Source organism: Paenibacillus sp. MT86, from assembly GCF_058792535.1.
In genome coordinates this window covers 439939-462694 of record NZ_CM179499.1, presented here as the reverse complement: position 1 = coordinate 462694, position 22756 = coordinate 439939, and the positions used below count along the sequence as shown (strand labels likewise).

At 50.9% G+C, this 22756-nt stretch carries 14 protein-coding genes and 2 pseudogenes; 3 read left to right on the top strand and 13 right to left on the bottom strand.

Annotation, left to right across the window (positions count from 1 at the left end):
* The first annotated feature begins 107 nt into the window (after positions 1–107).
* Positions 108–1463: a sodium-dependent transporter gene (locus AC3RCL_RS01960; RefSeq protein WP_492534394.1), complete on the top strand. Its 1356-nt coding sequence runs from the start codon at positions 108–110 to the stop codon at positions 1461–1463.
* Positions 1464–1622: 159 nt separating this feature from the next.
* Positions 1623–2099: a hypothetical protein gene (locus AC3RCL_RS01955; RefSeq protein WP_492534392.1), complete on the top strand. Its 477-nt coding sequence runs from the start codon at positions 1623–1625 to the stop codon at positions 2097–2099.
* A gap of 94 nt (positions 2100–2193) precedes the next feature.
* On the opposite strand, the gene AC3RCL_RS01950 is transcribed toward AC3RCL_RS01955, so the two are convergent.
* From AC3RCL_RS01950 to AC3RCL_RS01890, 13 genes and pseudogenes are all read right to left on the bottom strand, one after another.
* Complete coding sequence (locus AC3RCL_RS01950) at positions 2194–2919, bottom strand: ABC transporter permease (protein WP_492534390.1); 726 nt, start codon at positions 2917–2919, stop codon at positions 2194–2196.
* The gene (locus AC3RCL_RS01945) at positions 2916–3764 is read right to left on the bottom strand and encodes an ABC transporter ATP-binding protein (protein ID WP_012818603.1); all 849 of its coding nucleotides are present in this window, start codon (positions 3762–3764) and stop codon (positions 2916–2918) included. Before AC3RCL_RS01945 ends, AC3RCL_RS01950 begins: the two co-directional genes overlap by 4 nt.
* A 163-nt stretch (positions 3765–3927) precedes the next feature.
* Positions 3928–4290, bottom strand: a pseudogene (locus tag AC3RCL_RS01940) (LytTR family DNA-binding domain-containing protein); the annotation flags it as partial.
* 558 nt (positions 4291–4848) lie between these two features.
* Positions 4849–5256, bottom strand: a pseudogene (locus AC3RCL_RS01935) (ATP-binding cassette domain-containing protein); the annotation flags it as partial.
* 234 nt (positions 5257–5490) lie between these two features.
* The gene (locus tag AC3RCL_RS01930; RefSeq protein ID WP_340962813.1) at positions 5491–6627 is read right to left on the bottom strand and encodes an acyltransferase family protein; all 1137 of its coding nucleotides are present in this window, start codon (positions 6625–6627) and stop codon (positions 5491–5493) included.
* 100 nt (positions 6628–6727) lie between these two features.
* Positions 6728–7381 (bottom strand): response regulator, encoded by a 654-nt coding sequence (locus AC3RCL_RS01925; protein ID WP_036664790.1) that lies wholly within the window; start codon positions 7379–7381, stop codon positions 6728–6730.
* Entirely contained in the window at positions 7360–12462 is a 5103-nt protein-coding gene (locus AC3RCL_RS01920) for an AAA family ATPase (RefSeq protein ID WP_492534387.1), read from the bottom strand. The genes AC3RCL_RS01925 and AC3RCL_RS01920 overlap by 22 nt, the downstream gene beginning before the upstream one ends.
* A 792-nt stretch (positions 12463–13254) precedes the next feature.
* Complete coding sequence (locus AC3RCL_RS01915) at positions 13255–15372, bottom strand: glycoside hydrolase family 76 protein (RefSeq protein ID WP_492534385.1); 2118 nt, start codon at positions 15370–15372, stop codon at positions 13255–13257.
* Positions 15373–15447: 75 nt separating this feature from the next.
* On the bottom strand, positions 15448–16338 hold the full coding sequence (locus AC3RCL_RS01910) for a carbohydrate ABC transporter permease (protein WP_009593907.1): 891 nt from the start codon (positions 16336–16338) through the stop codon (positions 15448–15450).
* A gap of 27 nt (positions 16339–16365) precedes the next feature.
* Positions 16366–17286 (bottom strand): carbohydrate ABC transporter permease, encoded by a 921-nt coding sequence (locus tag AC3RCL_RS01905; RefSeq protein WP_009593927.1) that lies wholly within the window; start codon positions 17284–17286, stop codon positions 16366–16368.
* Between the two features lie 41 nt (positions 17287–17327).
* Positions 17328–18608, bottom strand: a complete 1281-nt coding sequence (locus AC3RCL_RS01900) for an ABC transporter substrate-binding protein (RefSeq protein WP_492534383.1) — start codon at positions 18606–18608, stop codon at positions 17328–17330.
* Between the two features lie 59 nt (positions 18609–18667).
* Positions 18668–19903, bottom strand: coding sequence for a glycoside hydrolase family 125 protein (locus tag AC3RCL_RS01895; protein ID WP_277748981.1), 1236 nt, complete (start codon positions 19901–19903; stop codon positions 18668–18670).
* A gap of 452 nt (positions 19904–20355) precedes the next feature.
* On the bottom strand, positions 20356–21516 hold the full coding sequence (locus AC3RCL_RS01890; protein ID WP_096774834.1) for a GntR family transcriptional regulator: 1161 nt from the start codon (positions 21514–21516) through the stop codon (positions 20356–20358).
* A gap of 228 nt (positions 21517–21744) precedes the next feature.
* On the opposite strand from AC3RCL_RS01890, the gene splB reads away from it, so the two are divergent.
* Complete coding sequence (gene splB, locus AC3RCL_RS01885; RefSeq protein ID WP_492534381.1) at positions 21745–22722, top strand: spore photoproduct lyase; 978 nt, start codon at positions 21745–21747, stop codon at positions 22720–22722.
* Positions 22723–22756: the final 34 nt, after the last annotated feature.

The window sequence follows — 22756 nt, the reverse complement described above, 5'->3', positions numbered from 1 at the left end:
TAATACAAATGCAGGTCTTCATCCCTTAGGAAAAATTGCTTATGCCTTTCTGGCAGAACATGAAATATAATAGAGGAACTTAACTTTAAACAACTGGGGGAACATCTATGAAATCTCAGCTTAACAACCCAGCTTCACCGGGAAAAAACGATCGTTTTTCCTCTGCTGGATTCATCCTGGCCGCGATCGGGAGCTCTGTCGGCCTCGGAAACATGTGGAAGTTCCCGTACATTACGGGAGAACACGGCGGCGCGGCTTTCTTTCTGCTCTTCATCATCTGCCTTATCATAATCGGTTTGCCTGTTCTGCTGGCGGAGCTTGCCATCGGACGAGCCGGCCGCGGGAGTGCCGCGACCTCCTTCGTTAAAGCGGGCGGACCGAAAGTCTTTGGACAGCTTGGATTGCTCCAGGTTATCGCGCCGTTTCTCATCCTGACCTTCTATGTCATTGTGGCAGGCTGGACGCTTCATTATGCCGTCATGTCGTTTAGCGGCAATCTGTACAGCAACACCGATTTCGGCGGTCAATTCACCGCGTTTACGGAAGGCTACATGCCGATCATTTGGCAAATTGTCGCTATTGCGATCACAGGTTGGGTAGTGGCTAAAGGCATCTCCGGCGGAATCGAAAAATTTAACAAGGTCCTGATCCCGGGACTGATCATTCTGTTAATTGTGTTAATGATCCGTGCTGTAACCTTGCCAGGGGCCGGAGCAGGGGTATCGTTCTTCTTGAATCCTGACTTCTCGAAGCTGAGCCCGGAAGCGGCACTCGTCGCGCTAGGACATGCCTTCTTCTCCCTCTCGCTTGGGATGGGGATTCTGTTGACCTACGGGGCTTATGTCGATAAGCGGCAATCCCTTGGTCCGGCTACCCTCGCCATCGGCGCAGGCGACCTGATCTATGCATTTATTGCCGGGCTTATCATATTCCCGACAACCGCTTCGTTCGGGATCGAGCCGAATGCAGGCCCTTCCCTTGTCTTCATTGCCTTGCCGGCTGCCTTCTCGGCCATGCCGCTGGGTGCTTTTTTCGGAGGATTGTTCTTCGTCCTTCTAGCCATCGCCGCTTTAACCTCCGCGGTCTCCTTGCTGGAGGTTCCGACCTCGTATGTCATGGACCGCTGGCATTGGGGACGCACCAAAGCCGTTGTGGTTATCAGCGCACTGGTTCTGCTGGTCGGCTTACCCTCCGCGTTGTCATTCGGCATCGTGCCAGGACTTACCGATATCGGCGGCAAAAATTTCTTTGATTGGCTGGATTTCATCACATCCAACATCCTGCTTCCGATCGGGGGCCTGATCACCACCCTCTTTGCGGGATACTTCTGGAAGAAGGCTGCTGATGCCGCTGGTCTGAAAGCAGGCTGGTTCCGGGTATGGCTGTTCATGCTCCGTTATATTGCGCCGGTTCTCGTATTTCTGGTGCTGCTTCATACCACGGGCGTTATCACATTCGAATAATCATGCTTTCGGCAGCCCCTTGGCCCTTCCCGGCCCAGGAGGCTGCCTTTTCTATGGACTTGGCCACCGGACGGCCGGAGATGGACCGGACACTTACAGATTGGCACACCTTCCATGAAGCGGATCATATACTATCATAAAAGGAGGTGTTTTCTCTCCATGCCGATTCAATTGTTGGACATGCGTCTATCCGTCCATATGCCGATGCGGGCCAGCGACAGTGAACCCATCGATATTTCCGAGCCGCTCCTTATCGGAGATATCGGACTTCAAACCATCCCGGCGCTTGGAACGGTCAACGTCACGGACGTGCGCGTATGGCTGTCCGGCACGGTATCCTTGTTACGTCCGGCCACAACCGAGGCAGCGCCTTCCTCCATGACTCTATTGATTGAACGCGACGGTAGCGGAACGCCAGGTTCCGGAACGATCATTTACGAGCAGGTCGTCGATCCCGGGAACCTCTCGTTCAATATGTTTCCCATCTCCCTGACGACCGGTGATTTCCCTCCCGCCGCGGTCGTTAACCAAGGATTGATCCGTTATACTCTCTATATAGTCTCAGCCGGCGAAAATTCACTGCTGCTCAGCGGACCGGTCTCCTTCAGCGGCATTGCGGTCGCCGGATCCGGTTGAGGCGAAGTTTAAAAGGCAAGAAGGTCTTCCCCGGTTCGCTTTGGGAAAGACCTTTTTTTATTGAACCTAATGGCCGGTACCGACGACAGCAATGCTATCGATCGAACCGTTTACGGCTGTACACCGCGGCAGCTGCAACAATGGAGATGACCGTCCATCCTGCACAGATCAGCAGATCCTGGGTCATTTCGCTGATAGCGGCACCTTGGCTGACGCTGCCCATCACATCGATAAATTTCTGCGTAGGCAGATAATTCACGATGCTCATGATCCATTCATTGCCTAACATGGGAGCGAACATCGGGCCCATAACGAAGACAATCAGTACCGGCAAACCGATAATGGAGGACTCCTGTACGGTACGTGACATCAAGCCGATGATTAAACCAAGCGCAATGAACATGACGAGCGAGACGAGAATCAGCAGGGACGGAATGCCCCAGTTGACCTCCGGCACCTCCGAAACGGCCACCGAAGCGACCACCGCGATCAGGGTCAATACGAAGGTGAGGAAGCTTTTGCCCATCAGAATCTCGGTTGTGCTCGCAGGCGAGAGCATCAATACGCGCAGGGTATGCTTTTCCTTCTCTTCCGCCACCATCATCGCCAGCACGAATGCGCCTGTCATCGATAAGGCCAGCAAAATCGGGAAGCTCAGGATCATCATGTCATCGCCCTTTGTCCCGCCGCTCCCCATCTTGCTGAACAGGAAGGCAAACATGATCGGCATTCCCATCATCAACAGGATTTGCGGGTTGCGGATACTATCTTTCCACTCTTTGTTTATGATGGCTTGCAGTCTCTTCATGGAAAATGTCATTGCAATTCCCTCCCAGTCATTTTTACGAAAATATCGCCTAACGTCGGTTCATTGGAATGGATCGATAACAGCCTGCCTTCCAGCATCCATTGTCCGATGCGCTGCGCGCTCTCTTCATTCTGCTGCAGCACCCGCTTGCCCTCGCCCTTCACCAGAACCGTCATCGATTGATCGGCATGCGCCAGCCGCAGCTGCTGCGGGGTATCAATCGCTTTGATCACGCCATCATGGATAAAGGCCACGCGATCACACAGGCTCTCCGCTTCCATCATATTGTGGGTCGTCAGAAAAATGGTGGTTCCTTCCCGATTCAATTTCCGCAGGCCCTCATGAATATGAAGGGTGTTAACCGGGTCCAACGCTGACGTCGGCTCGTCCAGGAATAGCAGATCCGGCTTGTGAAGAATAGCACGTGCCAGCATCACTCGCTGTTTCATCCCTTTGGAGAGCTTTTTCACCATCGTCTGACGATCATTGGCCAGATTAACCTCTTCCAGCACCTCGGCAATCCGTTTCGATTCCACGTCATACAGCCTGCAGAACAGTTCCAGATTGTCTTGAATGGTGAGTCTCTCATATAATGCGCTGTTATCGGTCAGTATGCCGATCCGGCGCTTATGGCTGGAATCGTTCATTTTATTTATAGGTTGACCGAACACCTTCACGGTGCCGGAGGTTGGCAGCAATTGGGAAGTCAGGATCTTCACCGTCGTTGTTTTGCCCGATCCGCTTGGACCCAGGAATCCGAATATTTCGCCTTGATGAACATTAAATTGTATATGCTGTAACGCACTCTTGTTTCCGAACGCTTTCAGCAGCTGATCGACTTCAATGATTGGTTGCACGTTTGATCCATCCCTTCAGGTTGTCGTTGTCGCCTTACACCCTTCATGTTAAGGTAACGTCGAAAACGCCGCATTATAATAGGGATGAAAGGAGTATATCCGCTATCGAAACCTGCGATATCAGCCTTGAACGGAGCAAACATCCGGATGAATGCAACGCAAATCAAATGCCAATGATCTTTTTTAGCTCATCGTATTTGCCTTTGGATAACGGGATGGAGCTCTTGGAATGGTCGTCCAGAATTAAACTGTAGCTGTTTCGTGTCCATGTGATGACTTCACGGACCTTCTGCAGATTCACCAGGTACGAGCGGTGACAGCGATAGAAGCCGAACCCCTTGAGCCTCCCTTCCAGATCGCTTAACGACATGGAGCAGGCATAGATCCCTTGGAGAACATGGAGATTCGCGACGCCTTCATGGCTCTCGATATAATCAATTTCTGTCGGATCAAACAGAATCAGCTTGTCCCCCACCTTGGCCGGAATCTTCTCGAAGCGTACGGGCTGGACGAAGGCCGGCACTTGAGCTCCCGCGGGGACCGGTTGTCCTCCTGCCCCGGCTTCGTCAAAGGTTTCGGAAGATTGCGATTGATCAGGGAAAGCGCTTAGCTTGGCGGATTTCGGCTTAGCCTCGGCGGATTCCGTTTCTGTTGCGGTCTTAGGCGCAGTCAACGGAGCCTGTGCTTCTGTTTCTTGAGTTACAGTCTCCGCAGCAGCCTCAGCGGGCATTATATTTTCAATCCTGGAATCAGCTGCTGTATATAGTCTTCCCTGATCCTCTACCTCAATTGAATGGAATGGCTCTCTATCTCCATCTCCATCTCTATCGCTAATGGGGTCCAACTCTTCTTCCGCCGTTTCCAGCTTTTTAAACCCGGCATGGCTATATAAATACACATCATTGGTCATCGATATGGCCTGTTCCAGCACCATGGTCGTGATGACGATCGCTTTGCCTTCCTCTATCAGAGCCGGTATCAGATTACGAATGATATAACTTGTCTCAAGATCGACATTTTGCTCCGGGTCTTCCATGAGCAAAACCGGCGGATTATGTACGAGTGCACGTGCGATGGACAATCGGCGCAATTCCGAAGTTGTCAACTGCAACACCCGGCTGTTTTGCTTCTCTGCTAGTCCTAAGCGCTGCATTAACAGCTCCATGTCCGGCTTCGTCTCATAGAGACGAGCATAAAAATGGAGAAATTCACGAACCTTCAGACGCTCGTATGCCGCATCCGATAACAGCTGAATCCCTATTTTTTCTCTAATATTCCGTGTATGTTCCGGTGTCAGCGCCTCTCCCAGAATCCAGATGGAGCCCTCCGATATCGGCGTCTGCCCGATCATGGCTAGCAGCAATTGATGTCCGAATTCGTGATTGCATTGAATGGCAACGCATTGACCTGCGCTCACCTCAAGGTTGATGTGTGGAATTAATACGGTACTGCCGGATGTCTTCTGCACGTGTCGTAGCTGTACTGCGCTCATCTGATTTTGTATCCCCCTAGATTGTTGATTCAACAGTCCTATTTTAATGGAATGATTTGGATGAAACTACTATTTATTTCGGATCATTCGCTAGCAGATGCTATTTCCCGAGAAATAATGACAAGGGATAACCATAAATGAAACAAAAAAAGGACTTCTAATTAAAGAAGTCCGAATTACTTATTTTTACATACTAAGTTAATAAATACAATTAAATTAAATGCAAATCGACGATCAACTTGTCTTCATAATCACTCCGGTTTCTGCAGGAATATCTTTTCTTTTGATCCGTAACTTTAATTGACCTGTTAGCCATTGCTCTATAAATTGATAGGATAGATGCGAAACAACAATGGATAAGAAAAGGGATAAGACTGCATATATCGCAAAAGACAACGATGAACTGCCAATCATACTACTAAGTTTAGGAACAAAGATTTTTAACGGAAACATAACCATCGTATGCCACATGTACAAGCTATAGCTAATCCTGCCTAAATAATTCATAAAACCAGTACGAAGAACGCGAGATAATAACCCATATTCCTTAATGATTGGAATAAACAACAGGAAGCTTAACAGGAGAGCGACAGCGATTGGCACAGTAAATTTATGATAAGCGACATACATGAGTATGAAACATATCAATCCATTGAAATAAAAGATCTTATTAGGCTTCCACCTATTTCGCAGCTTATTTTGACATATAAAGAGCAGAACACCTACTGCAAAAAACAGGAAATCACTGTGATAAACCACAATGACTATGCTCAACCCGATGACAAAAGCATACAGAACCCATTTAGAAACCATAGAAAGTCTCTCATTACGATAACCAAACCAAGCCAAGCCCGCAATGATATAAAAAAACAACTCATAACTTAATGACCATGCAACAATCTGAGCGATAGGCAAAGGAAAAATGCCGGGAAGTAACAGTGCGTTCGTTATGAAGTTAGTAATATAATCTACGAATCCAATGCCATCCATCCATTTGTATCCGATAAAGGGACCTACAGCGAAAATAATGATGTGGATCGTAATAAACACGGGATAGATACGCCAAATACGATTAAGAGCAAATTGCCCCAATGTTCGCTTGTTCAACAGACTTTGCGTAATTAATAATCCACTGATCACGAAAAATAAGTTAACTGAGATAGGTCCGGCATAGTTGATCCAATACAGAGGGGATTCCTTTGCAACATCCGGCAGATATCCTTCTAGTATGGCTGAACCGAATATATGATAGATAACGACAGATAATGCAAGCAGACCTCTAAGCCCTGTCAAAGATTGGTTTGTACCTTTCATTTCTAATTCCTTTTCAAAAAATGGAAGTATGACTCCGTCCGAAAGATTCGTGTTCAACGGTATCGCCTTAATTATTACTTCTATTGATTAGTTTAGCAAGAATAAAAACAATGGTCACAAGTAAAAGCTCAACTGGTGAATTCTCGTGTACCAATGTTCACAACATCGCCTGAAGCCGGACGATAGCCTGTGCCCGATCGACAACCTCCAATTTACTATAGAGATTACTAATGTAATTACGGGCTGTGCCTTCCGCAATATGCAGCATATCCGCGATTTCCCGGTTGTTCAACCCTTGGACCATCAGTCTTGCCAGTTCTTCTTCCCTTTCGGTCAACCGGATTCGATCCAACCGATTTCTTAGCATACCAGAATGCCCCTCTGACATTCTGCTCATTCTTGCCGCCAATTTAGCAGCAACCGGAGCAGGAAGAATGAACTGTCCCGCAATCGTATCCCGAATCGATGCAATCATTTTATCCGCATCCATATCCTTTAACATGTATCCGTTCGCTCCGTGCGCCATTCCTTCTACGATGTAATCCGTCTCAATGAACGTAGTTAAAATAAGAATAAAGATATCCGGATGGCTCTGTTTTATATGCTTCAGCGCTTGGATTCCATCCATGACGGGCATTTGAATATCTAGCAGTACAAGTCTGGGTTGGAGGGCATCCGCCAATTCACAAGCTTCTTCCCCGTTCTTGGCTACCCCTACAACCTCCATGTCGTCTTCCAGATCCAGTATCGTCCGTAGCCCTTCGCGTGTTAACAGCTGGTCGTCAGCCACTACAATCGTGATTTTTTCCATTCCTTTTCCCCAATCCATTGCTTTTGGTAAGGCAAATTAATCCGAAGCAGACAACCTTGACCGGGTCTGGAATCCACCGTCAAGCTGCCTCCCAATTGTTCAACGCGTTCTCTCATTGTTTTCAGTCCAAAACCATTAACGATTGTGCGAGCCCCGATACCTTGGTCTTGAAGCCTGAACTCAAGCTCCGACCCCACGAGCATCAGATTAAAATGGAACACCATGCTTCCACCATGGCGTATTCCGTTAGTTAATCCCTCCTGCAGCGCATGATAGATCGTCTTCTTACATGCTGTAGACAACCATTCGGGCAGATCATGGATAGACGCATGGATAGTAACTCCAGCGTTTCGCTCCGTATCCCGGATTAACTCCTGAAGCATATTGGGAAGATGGGCATATTTGTCCTCCCTTAACATGTGTACCGAGCCCCGGATTTCATTGAGGCTGTGGCGCACCAAATCTTGTGCCTCGTTCAGCCGCTGAACTCCGGCCTGCATATCCTTATGAAGCAGCCTTTTGCCTGCTTCAATCTGCAGAATCGTCGAAGTAAGCGTATGCCCAACAATATCATGAATCTCTTGCGCGATACGATTCCGTTCCTCATAGACAGAGGCCTCAGCCTGCGCGGCCGATGTTTCCCTCATCGATCGCTCCAGACTTCGCGTTCGCTCTTCCACTTGAAGCTCCAGATTTTCCTTCAAATATTGAATCCCGGTATACAGCTTGGCATTTTTGATCGAAATTGCGCATTGAGAGCCTAGCAATTTCAATATATCGAGCCGCTGGGGCGTAAATATGCTGCGCGATAATTTATTCTCCATATATAGAACGCAAGTCAGTTGATTCTGATGGATAATCGGTAGACACAGCACCGATTTTAACCCTTTGTTCCTGACATACGTATTGCGTACAAACATTCCTTCATTAGACGCGTCATGGAGAACAATGACCTCTTGCGTTCTGGCTGCATAACCGACAATGGGGGCAGGTACGATTTCGGATTCCTCCCCCAACAGCACGGACTCGATCCGGATATCCGCTGATGTGCCCCAAGCCTCAATTGTCCATTTACCTTCATCATCGAAAATAACCGCCCCATACTCCGCGCCAGCATTGTGCAGCATAATCCGCATCAGCGAATCCAACAGCCGGCTCATCTCCATTTCACCCGATAAAGCCTGTGCGGACATCATGACCGAGAGCGTATCCACGCGTTCCAATCCAGACTCGGGCCTCAATTGCAGCAGATGAGGGTGCTCCTGCTTAAGGACCGCAGCCTTCGCCAAAGCCCCCCACTGCACGTAAGCTTCATAAGCCTCCGTCATATATATTCTGGCCAGACGCGGCTTGCCTTGACGCAAGCCATATTTGCCGTAATACTCCGCCGCCATCGCCATATCGTGAATATGTCCATATTGGCGGGCAGCCTCTATCGATTGCTCGTATAACTCCTCGGCTTGACGGTTCCTCCGCATCAACCGAAATATCTCCGCTTTCATCAACAAATATTTATGCTGATAATTTTCTGGGCAGCGAATGGCGTATTCTTTCATTTTGCTTAGCCGCTTGCGCAATTTCCCCATATAATCGTTCTGCACTTGCATCGGCGCTTCTTCGTAAAGCTTTGCCCATACCAGCGACTCGTAATAGTATTGAAGTATCGGATCACCGGCCGTTTTCCGCTTTTCCAAGATAACGGCTGACCTCGCTAACGCTTCATTCGCTTCCCGATACTCGCCAAACAGATACCCCGGCAAATATCGATAAATGCATACTAACTCTTCAATCACATGGAATGAATCCCCATGAACCGACTCGGCAAACTCCGCATCCGTAATCTGCCCGGTATCGAAGGGATCGTCAGGTGATCGAACGCCCGTCAACCGAATGAGAAGCGCAATAAATACTTTAAGCTGCTTGGAATGAAGATGATTATGATGTCTTAAGATATTCCCTGAGCTTGCGATTAGCCGGTCATATATCTCACCTAACGGATGACCAAACTGTAAGAGGGAACCACAATTGATCAGCACGCTTTGATTCCCTTGCCACAAGTCGCCGGATTCTAACCCGATCTTGCCTGCCTTCTCGGTAAATACCCCGAGCAGAGCCGGGTCGTATCGCCGCCAACTATCGGAACACAAAGTAAATGCGGTCAGCGTTCTCACATGCAGCTGCGGATATGGTTTCGATAAGCGATATGCGAGCATTCCCCATTTAAATGCCTCTTCATGACGGAAGCGATAATACATGAACAGGGCGTAGCCCATAAACCCGATGGAGGCCTCCGGGGTCATGCCGTAACGCAGCGTCATATCGACGATCGTTAGAGTATAAGAAAGCCATCCCTTCCGATTGACATAGAACGAGGCATTGCTCATATGGACCAACGCGGATATGGCCAGCTGCCGGGACGCATCCGTCATGGGAGGCAATTGATCCAGTTCTTTCATCGAATACTTGCCTAATTTCCGCTTTAGCCGTAACCACTGGAGAGTCAATCCGAATGAACCGAAATCAGACGGAAAATCAACTTGCAGCAGCCTTAAGGCATCTTGACCTAACGAGATCACTTCCCCATAATGGTCCTGACTTGCCTTCAGATGCATCTTCAGTACACAAACCGATGCTTTGTCCAAAGGGGTAACCGCCTTCTCCATCAAAGATTGGAACAAGTCGTGGGCGAGCTGGAAATGGGCACATAAATATTCCAATTCCGCTCGTTCCCGGTTGGCCTGAAAAGCGAGCCCATAATTTGTCCCCCAGTTATCCCCGTCCGCCTCCAAATAAGCCGTTGCAAGGCGCATATATCGCAGAGCAGTCTCGTAGGCGGTCGATTCTTTCGCCTTCAAGCCTGCCCTAAGGTTCAGCTCCGCCATCCTTGTTCTCTGTTCAGGTTGACGGTTCCCCTCCACGGCAAGGTTCATATGATTAACAGCTTCAAATAAAGCCTCCGTACCATCTCCCTGACCGAGATTCATTCGGTCAAGGAAGAGCAAGCCGATGCTCCAATGCAATTCCGAGCGTTTTTCTTCCGGAACAAGCGTGTAAGCCACCTGCTGGATGCGGTCGTGTTGAAATTTATAGGAGCTTCGGCTACCGTCGTTGATGAGCTGCACCAATGACATCCTTTCTGCCATCTCCAGTTCCTTCGCCAGTTTCGTTATGTGGAGCCCGGATATAATGGAGAGGGTTTCCAGATCAAATCGGCTTCCGAGGAATGAAGCATAGCCGACTACAATCTTTGTGGATGGTGGCATTACCTGCAATCGATCCGTCAGATAGGAGACCGCATTATCGGGAATGTTCATCTCGGCAATAAACGGCAAATCCCATGACCAGCTTTTGCTCGATGCATCAAAGAACACATGGCCATGGGCAATTAAATCTCCAAGAAACTGCTTGAGAAAGAAGGGGTTGCCGTCTGTCTTCCTAAGCAAGGCAACAGCCAGCTCCTCTACATCGCCATCTTTATGACGCATGACATCCTTTAACAGCTGGTTTATATCCTCCAAGGCAAGCGGCTGCAGGTCGATACGATTCCGTATTATACGATCATGAGTCAAACGGTTTTCTAATCGACGGATCGGGTCTGCATCTTGATCACGGTAAGCCAATGCAACCAGCAGATGCTTGGTTGCTCTGTCGTCCAGAAGAAATTCCAGATATCGAAGAGATGCTTCGTCCGCCCATTGAAGATCGTCAAGAAATAGAACCAGGGGACAGTTCGGACGAAGGAACAACTGGATAAATCGGTTCATGATCAGATGAAACCGTTCCTGGGCTTCCACGGGCGGCAGCGGTTGAACAGGCGGCTGTTGGCCTATCAGCAATTCCAGCTCGGGAACCCGTTCAATCAGAATTTTCCCGTAATCCTCAACCGCTTGAAGAATCCGCAGCTTCCATACTTCGGCCTGCAGTGTGCCCTCGGTCAGCAGTTGACGAATCAGTTTACGGATCACCTGAATCCAAATATCGTAAGGCTGAGCCGTCTGATGGGTGCCGAACTTGCCCCTGATGAAGAAATAGTCCATAGATGCAGCCTGTTCCAGAGCTTCCATGAGAAAAGAAGTTTTTCCTATCCCCTCCGTTCCGCTAACGCCAACCAGCACAACAGACCCGCTAGCCGCCCTCCGCACTGCATCCTGCAGCATCTGCAGCTCGGCTTGCCGTCCGTAGAATTGGGCCGATTCCACCCATCGTTCCGGTATATCCCGGCTTCCAAGTCGGAATGGTTCCACCTCGCCTGTAACCTGAAGCCGATTGAAACACTCCTCAAGGTCCGTTTGAATACCGAATGCGCTGATATACCTATCGTCGGGCATCTTCTCCATGCATTTCTGTATAATATCGGACACTATTTTGGGGATGAATGGGAATTTGCGGTGCAGAGGCTCAGGGGTGCCGGCAAGATGGCGGTATACCGTATTTACAGGGTCGATATGTTCAAAGGGTAAAGTACCGGACAACCACTCGTATAATATGATCCCGAGAGAATAAAAATCGGATCGGTAATCCGGCGTCATTCCCGTTCTGCGTGTCTGTTCAGGCGATATATAAGGAAGAAACGCATCCGGCCGGCTTAAGGAAGACAACGGGCTTTTGCCCGCTTCGGTTGAACACATACGGATATCGATCAGCTTCACTTCATAGGTGCGGGGATTGACCATCAGATGAGAGGGCGTGATTTCGTTCAGCGTCATATTCTCTCGATGAATCCGAATAAGACAATCGGTTATGGCAACAGCCATGCGCAGGAGATCCGGAAGTTCCGGAACGTCAGAATATGCCCGCAGCAGCTGTTCCAATGTAACCCCGGCCATTTCTTTCAGGAGAAGAACCGGCCGATCTGCGATCATCTCCAAACTGTACGCTTCCAAGGCTCCACGGCCATCCAGCTTCTTCAATACGTCATACTCGTATCGAAAAGCAGCCACCATGGCCGATTCCGGACCTGCATCGCGTGTTGTCTTGGCTAAGACGCGCAAACCGTCGATAGAACGCGAAAGTCTAAAGAGTTGAATGTCTCCATTAGTATGGATTACGTCCAATGTTTGATATCCTGGCATTTCAAACATAAAGTTCCACTCCCTGATTATATGTAACAGCGTGTTTAATGATCGCAGGCTAATTAATTAAGGCTATTATAGCATTCGTCATTGCCGCGCTATATCAATCGCAAAAAGCTCGCGGTTTTTCTTTTCTTCAGATATGCAGTAGGCTCGGTTCCGCAATCTTCGACAGAACGAATGGGGAAAACAGACCTTCCCCTTTGGCGGTCTGTTCTCATGGCTTGCCGTACGTATCGACGTTGTGAAACATCTGCAACAAGCACTGCCTATTCATGACGATCGTCGTTGTTGTACCGAACATATTTAATATAATAGAAGGGCAGCTCGACAAATAGTGAGTGGTGTCATTAAATTGTCATATGACATCGATCAGATTTTAGGTAATGACAGGGGTTTGCCAAATCGCGGTGACGGTTGATGAGGGTAACCTGGGTAGGGGACTTCGGGTTCGGTCTTGATTTCAGGGTTCTCCAAGTTGAATTTATGAATGTCAATTCCTAGCTGAATACAAACGTCTTCTATTTTCAGATTAATGGACATACATCACCTCATGAACGGATATGACCTTACTTCACAGAGCATCTGAAATCATGTTTCGTATCCAAGCCAGGATGTGATTTACCTCATAAATATAACGCATGGCCCGTGCGACCAACAGTGTGTGTTGTCATGAATATTGTCATATGACAATCATCTCGAATTGGTGGAATAGGAAATAAAATGAAAAAGAGCACGCCGATTTGCGTGCTCTTCTCCAATCATTCACAAGACGCCAGCATCGCTGACAGCAAATCAAAGCTATTTGTTGTTCAACACGGCCGCAGCCTCCGTCAGCATCATTCCGCTCAGCTGCACGCTCAGTTGAACGGGAAGAGTCGGCAGAGCGTCCCAGGCAGGGCCGCATAAACCAGCATCCTCAAGCATTCCCTTCTCCCACAGCGTTTCCGCGTTACGCTGGATCATTCGGCGTACGGCGTCCTCTTCGGGCGCCTCTTCAAGCAGCACCAGCAGATAACGGATGAGGATGCCCTTAAACAGACCCGTGTCGTCAATGCCCTCATCGGGCAGAAGCAGGGTTTTTGGATCGCACAGCTCCAGCATGCACGCGTCAGCGGTCCGTTTAGCGTCTTCGAGATAGGACTTATCCCCCGTACAACGGTATAATTCCACTCCGGCACCGAGGAACACGCCCTGGCAATACGTGAACTTCCAATCGTAATCGATCTCACCGTCGCCGAGCCGGTTCATGCCATCCCATACAAACCCGGTCGATGGATCGACAAGCCGGCTCTTGTTCCATTCATAGATGCGCTTTGCCCAGATCAAATCCTCCTCGTTTCGCTCCAAAAGATACAGCCTCGCCGCCAAAATGGCGGCAGGCGCGTTAGCCGGCGTGTTTTTGTAATCCAGCTGATCCTTCTTCCACGCCATGCCGCCCCCGCAGTGATCATTCCATGCGGTCTTGATGTCTTCCCACAGCGTAAGCGCCTGCTCCTTATACCACTCGCTTCCGGTAGCCTGATGCGCACGCAGCAGCGCGAGTGCCGTCCACTCCATGTCATCGTAATAATTGTGGGTGAACGTATGGCCGTTGTACTTGTACAGGCTTCGGCTGAATGCTTCCATTCGGTCGGCATACATCGGTTTTCCCGTGCGCTTATAAGCGTCCACCAGCACATCCAGCACATGCGCCTGCCACCAATAATAGAAATTCTCGCCTGCCCCGGCATGTTCCCGCGGAAACCATTGATCCATAATGCCGCTGTCCGGGTTTCCGTAATTTCGGTACATGGCCTCCTGCAGCAGGTCCGCTCTCTCATCCCAGTTCGCCGCAGAATGCCGACCATCGCTCCCCCCAGCCTGCCCCGCGGATTCCAGCACGGCCGCACATTCAAGCAGCATCACGCCGCTCAGCTGCGAGCTGAGCTGAACGATAGCGTCAGACAGTGGACGGCTCTTCCAATCGGTCCCGAACAGCGCGCCATCTGCAGTCTTTCCCTGTTCCCAGAGCACATTGGCGTTCCGGCTCAGCCACCCTGCAGCTTCTGCTGCTTCAGGCCACACCTTGATGGCTTCCGTTACATAACGGATCAGGATGCCTTTGAACAATCCGGCGTCGCCTCCGCCTTCGTCCGGGAGGATGCCTTCCGCCGAATCCGCCAGCTCTACGCGCATCGCTTGAAAGGTCCGCTTGGAGTCTTCAAGGTACGCCGAATCACCCGTAACCCGAAACAGCTCGACCGCTGCTCCGATAAATACGCCTTGGCAATACGTGAATTTCCAATCTTTATCGATGGCCCCGTCTCCGGTCCGGTTCATCCCGTCCCAGACAAAACCCGTGGCAGGATCCACGAGGGCATTCTTCTGCCAAGCGTAGATTTTCCGAGCCCATTCCAGGTCCGCCGGGTTGCCGAAAGCCCGATGCAGCCGTGCCGCCAAAATAACCGCAGGCGCGTTAGCCGGAGTATTCTTATAACCGAGCTGCTCCTTGTGCCAAGCAATTCCCCCGCCTTGAATGTCGTTCCAGCCGGTTTGAATATCCTCCCAGAGCGTCAGCGCCGCTTGCTTGTACTTCTCCAGCCCCGTCGCCTCATAGGCGCGCAGCCATACCAGCGCCATCCATTCCATGTCATCGTACAGTTCATTCGGCCATTCGCCGTTATTTCGGCAGAGCACTCCCTCATACAGCTGCTCCAGCCGCTCCGCATACAACGGATCCGCCGTGCGAACATAACCGTCCACCAGCACATCCGCCGCATGCGCCATCCACCAATAATGGAAAATCGTGTTGCACGCCCCGTCCGGGCACGGCGTTTCTATATTGTACATACGGATCGAATCATTCCAGAAATGACGTTCCAGCGCGCGCTGCGCCTCATCTGCCCTTTTGGTCCATATACCGGACACCGTTATCATTGTCGAAATCACTCCTGACATCTCAATATGCAAGTTTTTTTGTCCATTCGTCACGCATATCCAGCTTCCAGCCCGCTAGCCTTTGATCCCGCTAAATGCGATGCCCTGAATGAAGTACCGCTGCAGAGCCAGGAACAGGACAAGGATCGGCAAAATAGCCACCAGCGCCCCGGCCATCATCGGGCCGTAATCCGTCTGGAAATTGAACGAGAACGCCTGGAGCCCCATCTGGATCGTCGCCTTGTTCGGATCGTTCAGCACGATCATCGGCCACAGGAAGCTGTTCCAGCCAGCCTGAAACGTGAAGATGCTCAGGGTTGCCAGCGCCGGCTTGGTCAGAGGCAAATAGATGCGCCAAAAAATTTTGAATTCGCCGCAGCCTTCAATCCGCGCCATCTCCATCATGTCGGAGGGGAGCGTCAGGAAGAACTGCCGCATGAAGAACACCGCAAACGTGCCGGAAGCCCCCGGAAGAATGATCCCCCAGAAGGAATTCATCAGCCCCATGCCCCCGCTTCCGAACAGGTCGTTGCCTCCCATCAGCGGTATATGGCGCAGCACATACACGCTCGGAATCATCGTAACGATCCCCGGGACCATCATCGCGGCCAGCAGCACGCGAAAGAGTCCCGAGTTGCCTTTGAACTTCAGCTTGGCAAAAGCGTAGCCGCTGAGCGAACCGAAGAACAGGTTGAGCAGCACGCCGGTAATGGCCAGAAAGAATGAATTCCAGAAATAAAGGCCGAAGGGTACGGTTGTGAACGCCTTTTTATAGTGCTCCAGCGTGATGTCCGTAGGGAACCATTTGATCGGCATCGAGAACATATCCTCATCCGGCTTAAAAGAGGTCATCACGCTCCAGTAGAACGGGAGAAACATGACGATGGCGATCAGAATGGCACCGATATAGAAGACGCTCGCGGTAAGGATTCGCTGCCGCTTGGCCTGACTCTCAATTGCTCTCATCTCTTGTCTTCCTCCTCTAAGCCCCGATTACACAATCGATTCTTCCGATTTATTGATCTTCATGCTGATCAGCGAGAAAACCAGAATCGCCATCGCCAGCACGAAGGCCTGTGACGATGCATACCCCATCTGCAGCTGGTTAAAGCCCTGCTGATAAATGAGATAAACCGGCGTTTTCGTTGCATTGGCGGGTCCGCCCTGCGTGAGCACGAATGCCTGATCAAACAGCTGCAGCGCGCCGATAATCGACATCGTGCTGACAAGGAACGTGGTCGGCCGCAGCTGCGGCCAGGTAATGTAACGCAGGCAATCGAATTTGCTGGCACCGTCCAGACGAGCGGACTCGTACAGATAATCCGGCACGCCCTGAAGCCCGGCCAGGTAAATGATCATATTGGAGCCTACGCTCTGCCACAGCGTCATCATAATAATCGACAGCATGGCGGTATCGGTCTGGGACACCCAGGCCGGGCCCGTGATGCCGAACAGCGACAGGATCCCGTTAACGAGCCCGTATTCGGGATGCAGCATCCAGATCCAGACAGTGGCCGCCGCGACCGCCGACGTCAAAGTCGGAAGATAGTAGAACGTCCGCAGTGCCTTGACTCCCCTCGCCGCCCGGTTCAGCAGAATCGCCAGCAAAAGGGAGATCAGTACGTTGAGCGGTACGAACACCACCGCATAGATCATCACGTTAACGAAGGTTTTCCAATACAAATCATCGCCGAACAGTCGCCTGTAATTGTCCATGCCGACCCAGTCGTTCGAGCTGAGCACGTCATAATTGGTAAAACTCAGGTACAGCGCCATTCCAACCGGGATCACCATGAATACCGCAAATAACAGCATTGTCGGCATAATGAACAGGTAGCCCATCCTGGCCTGGTGTTTGCCAAGCCTCGTGACGGAAGCAGGCTTGGCGCTGACTGGCTTCGTGGCGGAAGTCATCCTCATGCTCCTTTCTGTAGCTCCTAGAATCCCCGAATGCGTTAACGGGCAACGGCATTTTCCTTCAGCTGCTTATCACCCTGCTCCTGGCTGAGCCGGAGGGTCTCTTCGGCGCTCTGCTTGTTCTGCATGAACAGCTCCAGATTCGGAATGACGGCGTTCTCCTCCATGACGGAGTAACCCGGATGCGTCGGCCGTGTTTTGGCAAATTCAAGCGTTTCCATAAACGGTATCCATTTCGGATCGTCCGCGAAGAACGGATCTTCAAAGGCAGGCTTGAAGCCCGGCATATTCAGGCTCGTTTTGGCCCATAACACGGCATTGTCCTTGTTGGCCGTCCACCATTTGATAAACTCCCAAGCCTCCTCCGGATGCTTGGAGCCTTGCGGAATGACAAGCCCAAAGCCGCCCATAACGCTCCCCTTGTCGCCGTTCGGTCCGGCCGGTGGCGGCACGATGCCATACTCCAGGTCTTTGCCGTATTTATCATAGGTGCTCAGCATCCACGGGCCGGTGTACAGCATGGCGACCTTTCCGGTTACAAACGCATCCGTTCCTTCGCCCAAGCCGTCCTCGAAACCGATCTTGTACACCTTGTCCTCATTCAGCAAACGTCCCCAGAAGTCCAATACCGCTTTGCCCTTTTCGTTGTTCACGTTCATCGTGTTGTCCGGGGTCAGCATCGTTCCGCCCGCCTGCTGCAAATACATGTTGAACAGTCCGGGATCCCCCATCGACAATCCTGCCGTTTCGAGCTTGGTCCCGTTCCACTTGGTCGTGGCTTTGGCTGCCGCCTCAAGCTCGTCCCAGTTCGTTGGCGGCTCAAGCCCGGCTTCCTCCAGCATTTTCTTGTTATAGAACAGGGCCCGCGCGTCCACCGTCAACGGCAATCCGTACAGCTTGTCATCATAGGTAAGCTCCTTCAGAGCCTCCTCGTAAAAATCCTCCTTGTTGACGCCGTCGCGCTCCAGGTATTCGTCCACGGGATGAAGCACGTTCTTAGGTGCATAGAGCGCGGTCCGCCACCGGTCCCAGAACACGACATCCGGCGTCCCCCCGTTCGTGGCCGCGGTCAGAAACTTCGTCACCACGTCCTGCTGGAGAGCATACTTCACCTCAATTTTATCTTGGGATTTATTAAAAGCATCCACCATCGTTTGGATCTGTTCCTGCCCTTCTCCGCCCCAGTCTCCCCAGAAGGTCAGCACCGTTTTGCCGCCGCTGGCTTCTCCGCCGGAGGAGTCGCCGCTGCCTCCTGAGCATCCCGCCAGAAGCCCAATCACAACTATCATCGACCATACGATCTTCCACTGCTTTTTCATTCGTTAACCCTCCCTTATGAATTCCAAGCTTGGTTCGCCGCTTCATCCCGCTGCTAGCTTTACCGTTTAACCGCGATACCGGAACACAACAGCACCAGTTCGCAAAACATCATATTGGCCCATGAAAACCAAGGCCGGGTATATTCCTGCGGCCGATCCACATGGAACCCTTCATGCATGAGCCCGGTTCCTCCGTCCGTTGCCAGCAGCAGTTCAAGGAGGCGCTGCCGCTCGGCTTCATCCTGTTCGGTCATCCCTTGCATCGCAAGCGCAATATGCCATATGTATTGATCGGGCGTATGCGGACTGCCGATGCCGGATGCAGCGGTCCCGGAGAAGTAGTACGGGTTCCGCTCACTCAAGATAAACCTCCGCGTATTCGCGTATATCGGATCTTCCGCATTTCGGTATCCCAAGTACGGAATGGACAGCAGGCTGGGCACATTCGCGTCGTCCATCAGGTTAACCGAACCCAATCCATCCACCTCGTATGCATAGATAGGGCCGCATTCCAGATGCTCCACAATGCCGTACCGCTGTATGCCGGCTTCGATCTGTGCCGCTAGCCCCTCCGCCGCCGCTGCCAGCTCCCGATCCTTCAGAATCTCCTCGGCAATCTCCGTCACATACCCCAGCACAACGACCGCAAACATGTTCGACGGAACCAGGTAACCGTAGGCGCAAGCATCGTCGCTCGGCCTGAAGCCGGACCAGGTCATGCCGGTATATGCCGTCTCCGCTCCTTTTCCGCCACGGACCAGCGTATCCGACGGAGGGCAGTTGCTCCGCTCGAAGGTGTAAGCCGATTTCTGTTCATGGTGCTGCTCTGTCGTCCACAACTCGATAATCTGCCGCACGCCTGCCCGAAAGGTCTCGTCAAAATGGCCGGTTCTTCCGGAGTTTTTCCACAGCAGGTAGCTGAGCTGGATCGGATAACACAGCGAATCGATCTCGTATTTCCGTTCCCAAATCCACGGACTCATCTCGGTTGCATCATCCTGATGTCCCATCCCGTTTGCAGACTCATTGAACGCATTGGCATACGGATCCCGCAGAATATAGTCAAACTGGCGTCTGACCACGCCTTGGATCATGTCGCCGATCTCGCGGTCCTCTCCAAGCACCAGGAAGGGCCTGACCTGCGCAGCCGAATCGCGCAGCCACATGGCAGGAATATCCCCGGTTATGACAAACGTCGTGCCGTCCTCCATTCGCTTCAAGGTGGTATTCCAGGTATTGGCTAGGCATCTCTCGAACATGTCAGCCGTTCGTTTCGGCTGCTTCGCCCGAACCATGTCCGATATCCGCCTAATGGCCTCCGGCAGTTCAGTTATGGATTGCACGTGATGTTCCCCTTTCGCTTGATGGAATTATGAAACCGTTATCACGAATCAGTATATTGTTATCTAGTTAATATGTCAATATATAAAATAAATTAAATGTTATATTAGGCGTTGGGTAAACGTCGACACAAAACCAACGCTGCTCCTCACCGGATTAAGAACAAAAAAACCATGCGCTCACAGGTTCGTGAGCGCATGGTTTGCATGCGTGCAAGGGTAAGTGAAAACATTACAAACATTCCGTATTCACGTTTCCTGTTTGTAAGGTTCAACCTCCAAGGTTTTCGTTATCGAATTCGAATTTCCATTTGGTCGGTCAGGGAATTACCAATGCGCCGGTCACTTTCCAGCACACCATGCATCGAAGGCTGCGCCAGCTGCGCAGACGTTTGAACAAGTTTCTGCTATTCCTTGACGGGACCGGTAGATGCGCCAACCACCAATTCCGCAGGCAATCTCTTCTCGACCGCAACCGCGTCGTGGTTCATGATGCCCAGCACCGTCTCGATCGCCAGCCTTCCCATCTCTTCCTCGTTCTGTCGCATATGGGTAAACAAGTACCCCTCACCGATATTTAATTGCGGACTGTCGAAGCATATGATCGATACATCCTCCGGGACCCGCAAACCGAGACGTTCAGCTGCAACCTTAGCAAGCAATGCAATATTGTACTCAATCGCAAAAAAAGCGGTAATCGACGGATGATCCTGCAAATGCTGCATGATCCGCTGTATTTCCCGTTCAATATTGCTTTCGTAGAAAGCATTGGGCAGCGTGGCCGTTACGTCACTGATCCAGATTTCCTTGTCAAACGCGATGCCCCGGGCGGCATGAGCCTGAACGAATCCTTCAATCCGCTCTTCGACCGCCGTCGTATCCCTCGGCGGAGGAGACAGCAGGCAAATATGGCGGTGACCCAAATCGAATAAATGCTCCACCGCCTGCACGGCTGCCCCAAGATTATCCGTGCTGATGGAAGCCGCAGCGACCCCCTTCAGCTTGCGGTCAATCAGGACGAGCGGGAAGCGGGCAATGACCATTTTCAATATTTCGGCATTAAAATATTCACCCTGCGCGGGAAATACGATAAGACCGTTCACGCCGAGATTGCGCAGCTTCTGGATGGACAATTCCTCATTATCCTGGTCCCCGAACGTTCTGCGCAGGACCAGAAAGCAGTCATTCTCCCTGGAATACTGCTCCATGCTGTAGATCAGCCGCGTTCCGTAGCTTGAAGAAAAATCCGTGATGACCAGGCCGATCATTTTCTCCCGGCCGGCCGTTCCCGTTTCTGCGCTCTCTGAGGAGATGGATTCCCTGTGTACCACAGGCTCATCCGGATCGGCTACGAACGATCCCTTGCCCGGCTTGCGCACGATCACGCCTTCTGCCGCCAGCAGATCCAAAGCTTTCTTGCTCGTGATTCGGCTAACTCCGTACTCATCCGCAAGTTCCTTCTCTGATGGAACTTTATCTCCAATCCGAAACATATGGGTTGAGATCTTTCGCTTCATCTCGTTAAAAATCTGTTCATACATCGGCTTCGTGGAAGCTGCATCTTTCAAATTGATATCCCTCCAACGGTACTCCAAAACCTGCTAATTTATATAACAATATAACATGATATATTTAAATTGTCCATGTTGAACGATGATCGCTCACAGATTCATCACATCCCCTATTTGCTTGAAACAGCACCATACAAACTCATAACTTGAACAATGCATGATCAACCAGACCATTGCCCATTCTATAATCCATATACTTAAATTTTTGCGGGGGAGGAAGATTCGTTGGAGCGTTTTGACCCGGAACTCGTCTTTTTTGAGCCGGATGCGTTGGAGTATCCGCTTGGAAAGAAGCTGCAAGCATGGTTTGAGGAATTAGGCACACCCATCAAAATGACCACCTCCCATAATCGGGTAACCGGCATTCCGGGGGAGACCGAAACCGAAAAATACCGGAACGCCAAACGCACTCTAGTCGTTGGGATTAGGAAGACCTTGGATTTCGACACGTCCAAGCCTTCTGCGGAGTATGCCATCCCGCTGACGACGGGATGTGCAGGACATTGTCATTACTGCTACCTGCAAACCACCATGAGCTCGAAGCCTTATGTCCGGATTTATGTCAACCTGGATGAAATTTTGGACCGAGCGAAGCAATACATCGCTGAGCGGTCGCCCGAAATCACCCGGTTCGAGGCCGCTTGTACCGGCGATCCCGTATCTCTGGAGCATTTGACCGGGGCACTGGCCTATTACATTGAATTTATGGCTAAGCAGGACCATGGCCGACTGCGATTCGTGACGAAATTCGCCAACATCGATTCCCTGCTGAATATCGATCACGGCGGCCATACCAGGGTACGCTTCTCCATCAATTCCGATTATGTGATCCGTTATTTCGAGCCGGGTACCTCTTCCTTCGAAGAACGCATTGAAGCCGCGGGGAAAATTGCCGAAGCCGGATATCCGTTAGGTTTCATCATTGCCCCGATCGTCAAATATGACGGATGGCAGGAAGGATACTGGCATTTATTGGAGAAGCTCCATGAGCGATTGAGCCATGTGGAGGTTAAGGATCTGACGTTTGAGCTCATTCAGCACCGGTTTACCAAAACGGCCAAAAACACCATTTTGAAACGGTACCCCAAAACCAAGCTGGACATGGATGAGGAGGACCGGCAGTTAAAGTGGGGAAGGTATGGAAAATTCAAGTATGTCTATAAGGCCGAAACCGTCGAGGAGTTTCAGCAGCTGTTCGAATAGGGAATCCAAGAATATTTCCCGCGCGCGGAAATTG